The 4,810-nt window shown below is 70.8% G+C and carries 4 protein-coding genes; 2 read left to right on the plus strand and 2 right to left on the minus strand.

The features are described 5' to 3' along the window. Positions 1 to 1,546, plus strand: a 1,546-nt coding sequence (locus tag G6028_RS07110; RefSeq protein WP_422110523.1) for a vWA domain-containing protein, incomplete at its 5' end; no start/stop codon positions are given. Between the two features lie 14 nt (positions 1,547 to 1,560). On the opposite strand, the gene G6028_RS07115 is transcribed toward G6028_RS07110, so the two are convergent. Together G6028_RS07115 and G6028_RS07120 are read right to left on the minus strand one after the other, a co-directional pair. Further along, positions 1,561 to 3,141: a hypothetical protein gene (locus tag G6028_RS07115; protein ID WP_422110524.1), complete on the minus strand. Its 1,581-nt coding sequence runs from the start codon at positions 3,139 to 3,141 to the stop codon at positions 1,561 to 1,563. A gap of 45 nt (positions 3,142 to 3,186) precedes the next feature. Next, positions 3,187 to 3,960, minus strand: coding sequence for a SurA N-terminal domain-containing protein (locus G6028_RS07120; protein WP_182658451.1), 774 nt, complete (start codon positions 3,958 to 3,960; stop codon positions 3,187 to 3,189). Between the two features lie 169 nt (positions 3,961 to 4,129). On the opposite strand from G6028_RS07120, the gene G6028_RS07125 reads away from it, so the two are divergent. Next, on the plus strand, positions 4,130 to 4,810 hold a 681-nt coding region (locus tag G6028_RS07125), incomplete at its 3' end, for an MFS transporter (protein WP_182658452.1).

A 4,810-nucleotide genomic window follows, 5' to 3' on the forward strand; every position in this document is an offset into this window, starting at 1 on the left:
CTCGGCCTCGATGCTCGTCGACGATGCCCCCGGGCCCCGGATCGACGCCGCCAAGGCCGCGGCCGATGGCTTGCTCGCCGTACTACCCGATGACGCGGTCCTCGGCCTGGTCACGTACGGCACCTCCACCGATGATGCCCCCGGGTCCCAGGCCGCGGGCTGCCGGGACGTCACCACCCTCGCGACGCCCGCAGGTCTCGGCGACGACGGGCACCGGCAGTCCCTCGTCGACCTGGTGGACGGGGTGGTGCCGCAGGGTTACACGCCCATCGCCGAGTCGCTCCGCCAGGCCGCCGGACTCCTGCCCGACGGTGAGACGGCCGTGATCGTGATCTCCGATGGCGAGGACAGCTGCGGAGACCCGCCGTGCGAGGCCGCCGCTGAGCTGCGCGAGCAGAACCCCGGCCTCCGGATCTCCACCGTGGGATTCAAGACGGCGACTCCGGAGCTCGCGTGTATCGCCCGCACCACCGACGGGTTGTTCGTGACCGCAGACGACGCCGACCAGCTCGCGACCCGACTCATGGCCGCCCGCGACGTGGACAGCAACGCGGCGGCGCTGACCCCCACCGGACTCGGCGGAATCGACGTGGGCACGCACTACGACGACATCGTGCAGGCCCACCAGGACTTCCCCGGCCAGTCCACCGGCACGGCAGACGGCGAGAACACTGTCATCACCTACATCGACTGCGATTACGTCTTCGACCCCTCCGGCACCGTCATCGAGGTCCGCCCCCACACCGGCCGCACCGTCGACGGCCTGGCGGTAGGCGATCCGGTGAGCAAGGCGGTCGAACTGTACGGCGAGGCCGTCGAGGATCCCAGCCGGTCCACGGACGCGGACACCCGCCTGTTCGTCGCGAGCCGTGAGGCCGGCACCGCCTGGAAGGTGAAGGTCGACGACGATGTGGTCACCACGGTCGCACTCTGCCGATGCCTTCCGGGCACGGTGGCCTCGTCGGCGGCAGGCTCGGGCTCGACCTCCGGCGATTCCCGAAGAACCACCATGAAGAGCGGCCAGACCGAAGTCATCATCTATGACCCGTACCTGGACGACGGATCACTCGCACCCGGCCTCGATATGCGGGACGGTGAGAACACCGGCTGGGGCTGTAGCTCCATGGACGACGAACTGTTCCGTTGCGGCCGCATGCACACGGACGGCTCCGTCTACTTCTGCTCCACCGACGGGGCTACTGCATGGTGCCCCGACCGGCAGTCCACCGACGGACTGGAGTTCACACGCCACGCGAGGGTCCAGGTACTTGACGGCGGTTACGATCCACGGAGCGGCTCGGAACCTGTCCCGGTCTACGTGGATCTCACGAACGGCGACAGATGCTGGTTCAGTGTCCAACTCGGCAATATCAGGACGGACGCCACCGAACGGTTCATCTGCGCGGGGCAGCAGTGGCTCTGGGAGCCCGCCGAAGGCAGGATCTTCGACAACACCAGCGGGACATGGACTGCGCTGAAGGCGCCGAGTTCGCAGTCGGCGCCGTTCGAGCAAGTGACGGTGGCCCGCGCTGTGTTCATCGAATAGTTGCTGGCTGGCGGTCAGGCGGGGCCGATCCGGAGCATGCGCGTGAGCGTAGGCTGCCACATGACACTCGGGGCCTCGCCGCGGGAGACCACGGTGCCGGTGAGCTCCATCGGCTCGTCCAGCGGGGCCACGCCCACGAAGGAGCGCGCCACCTCCCGGCCGGTCTCCACATCCGTCGAGGTCACGTCCACCGGGCCGAACTTCTGGGCCAGCCCCTGATCCAGTGCCGGGTGCACACCCCGCGGGCCGTACGCCAGTGCGTGGATCAGCCCGTCACCGGTGGTGAGCTTGGGCAGCGACGCCGTCCGCGACAGCGAGGTCCAGGCCCGGGAGCAGGTGCCGTCCGCGCCTCCGGTCCCGTCGGTCCGCACGTCGATCCGGGTCATCCCTCCGGTGTACGGCGCGGAGGCGGGCACGGCCGGGCCGTCGACGGCGAACGGCGGGTACTCGTACCCGTAGGTGTTGACCAGCACCAGCGCGTCGGAGACCGCGATGATCGAGTTCTCCGTGGCCGCGGGCCCCTCGATCAGCACACCGTCCGGAGCGGCGGAGGCCGGCGCGAGCGAGGTCGCGAACGCCGGCATCCGGCACACCTCGGCGCCGTCGGCTCGGCGCAGGACGATCAGATCGGGGTGCTCGGCGTCGTCGGTGATCGCCACCAGCGAGTCGCCCGGGCCGAAGTACGTGGGCGTGGTTCCCGAGCCGTGCGCCAGCAGTCCGGGCTTGCGCGCCGGGCCCACCTCGTAGCCGTGCCGCCAGCGCACCACCGGGGTCCCGTCCGGCGCCGCGTCCACCTCGTAGAGCGCTCTCGTGGTGATGATCGACGCCCCGCCCGGACGGACCGTCAGCCCGTTGGTGATCCTCTCCCCTGCGGGTAGTGCGAGGGTGCGCACAGTGTCGTCGTCGCCCGGTAGGACGGTTCCCACCACCCCGCCGGACGTCGCGAACCAGACCCGTCCGTCGAACGCCGGGATCAGGCCGGTCACCGCGTCCCCGTCGGGGACGCCCGCGGACAGGTCGGCCAGGACCTCGACCGACATGCGCCAGGTGCCGTCCGGATCGCGGTGGTGCCCGACGGCGAGGAGCTTGCGGTTGCCGTCGGCAACCACCACCCGGTCGAGCTCGTCGAGGTATCCGTACACACCGCCCAACAGCGCGCCCTTGGCCAGTTGCACCTCCGCGAGCACCGCCGCGGTGTCGGGATGGAAGAGCTTGACCGTCGGGGCGAGCGGGGTCGGCGGTTGGAGCCCCACGTAGGAGGTGCACAGCGCGACGGGCATGCCGTCGGTGCCGACGAACACGGTCGAGCAGGTGGCCCCCGTCAGCGCGCCCACGATCGCGGGGTTCGCACCCGGCCCGCGACCGGGCATGGTGTCGGTGGAGGCCACGTCCCCGTGGACCGTGGAGGTGCCGGCGGGGCCGAGTCCGGGCGGTGCTGCCACCGGGTGCGCGGCGTGCGGCTGCGCAACGGCCGTCGTGGCGCTCAGGACCACCACACCCGTCACCGTCGCGGCCAGAGCAGCGGTCACCGCCGTTCTCAGTGCCGCAGTCAGTGTCGCGGTGCCTGCCGCGTAAATCCTGCCCGGTGCGCCCATGGAGCCGATTCCACCACGGACTCAGGCGCCCTACTGCCGGTTCCGCTAGAGGTGCTCGGTCACGTCCGCGTCCTCGCGCAACTCCTCGGAGAGCGTCTGCATGGCCTGCGCCTGCTGCTCGGCCACCAGCTGCTGTTCGACCTCACCGCGAACCTGCTCGAGTGGGGGCAGTCCACCGCCGGCCTGGCCTCCGGACATCGCCTGCTGCTGCACCAACTGCTCGTAGGCGGCCTCGATCTCCTGGTCGGTCGCGGAGAACTCGCCGTACTCGTCGACGATCAGCTTGTCCACGAGGAGCTGCTTCTCGATCTGCTCCATCACGGCGTCGCGGTCCAGACCCTGTTCCCCCATCGCCGCGAAGAATTCGTCCTCGCTGGCCTGGTTGGCCTCGGCGAACCCGGCGAGCGCGGTGTTGATCTCGGCGTCCGAGACCTCGAGCCCGCGCTCCACGGCCTCCTGGCGCAGCAGCTCGCTCCCGACCAACCCCTCGAGGGTCTGCGCCTTGAGCTGGTCCTCGTCCACGGGCTGCCCGGTCATCTGCGCCTGCATGGTCATCTGCTGGTACTGGCCCTGCAAGACGGTGACGAACTCGTCCTTGGTGATCTCGGTGCCGTTGACCTCGGCCACCGGATCCGGGATGTCGTCGGTGTTCGGGCCCGCGCCGTCCTGGTCGGCGTCTGCCTGGGCGTCGGCCTGCTCGGTCGCTGCGGTCGGCTCGCCCTCCGGGGCGCCCTCACCGTCGCCGGGGGCACTGCAGCCCGCCACGATGAGCACGGACGCCGCCGCGACCGCTACCAGCCGCCATTTGTTCTTCAGCACTCGATCTCCTGACGTTGATGGGTGCATCAGTCCGCCGAGGTTACACACCGGAGTTAGGCGGGACCTGTGCACGCGGGACCCGGACCCGCGCGACCTGGGTACGCGCACGGGGGCGCCCGCCGCGCGACGACCGGCCGCCTCCCGCTGGCCCACGGATACCATCTCCCGGGTGACCGACCAGCCAGTGACTCCCGCGGCCGAGCCGCCCGTGAGTACGGCGCGGGTCCTCACCACCCTGATGGTCCCGCTGTTCATGGCGCTCCTCGCGTTGTCGGTCATCAACGTGGCGCTGCCCGTGATCGGCCCGGCCCTCGAGGCCGACTCCAGTGGCCTGCAGTGGGTGGTCTCCGGGTACGCGTTGTCGTTCGGCCTGCTGCTGGTGCCCTCGGGGCGCCTCGGTGACGCGACCGGCCGCAAGCGGCTCTTCCTCGCCGGGGTCGCCGTCTTCACCGTCGGGGCCGTCATCGCCGGTTTCGCGCAGAACATCGAGATGCTCAACGCCGCGCGGGTGGTCCAGGGCATCGGGTCCGGGATGCTCAACCCGCAGACCTTCGGACTCATCCAGAAGTACTTCCGCGGGTCGGCCCGCGCCCGCGCGTTCGCCACCATGGCCACCACGGTCTCGGTGGCCACCGCCTCGGGCCCACTGGTCGGCGGCCTGCTCATCGAAGCTCTCGGCGACGACCTCGGGTGGCGCGCGATGTTCCTGGTCAACGTGCCGCTCGGCGTGCTCGCCCTGGTGCTGGGACTGCGGTGGTTGCCCGACGACCGCGCACTGCCCCGGACCGCCCACGACGGCCGCGACGTCGGCGGATCCAGGGCGCGCGCGGGCGCGTTGGCCTACCTGGAG

The sequence above is a fragment of the Dietzia cercidiphylli genome (assembly GCF_014145145.1).
GTDB classification, from domain to species: Bacteria; Actinomycetota; Actinomycetes; order Mycobacteriales; family Mycobacteriaceae; genus Dietzia; species Dietzia natronolimnaea.

Coding starts and splice junctions, on each gene's coding strand:
- G6028_RS07115 (WP_422110524.1), bottom strand. CDS start 3,141: ATGGGCGCACCGGGCAGGATTTACGCGGCAGGCACCGCGACACTGACT.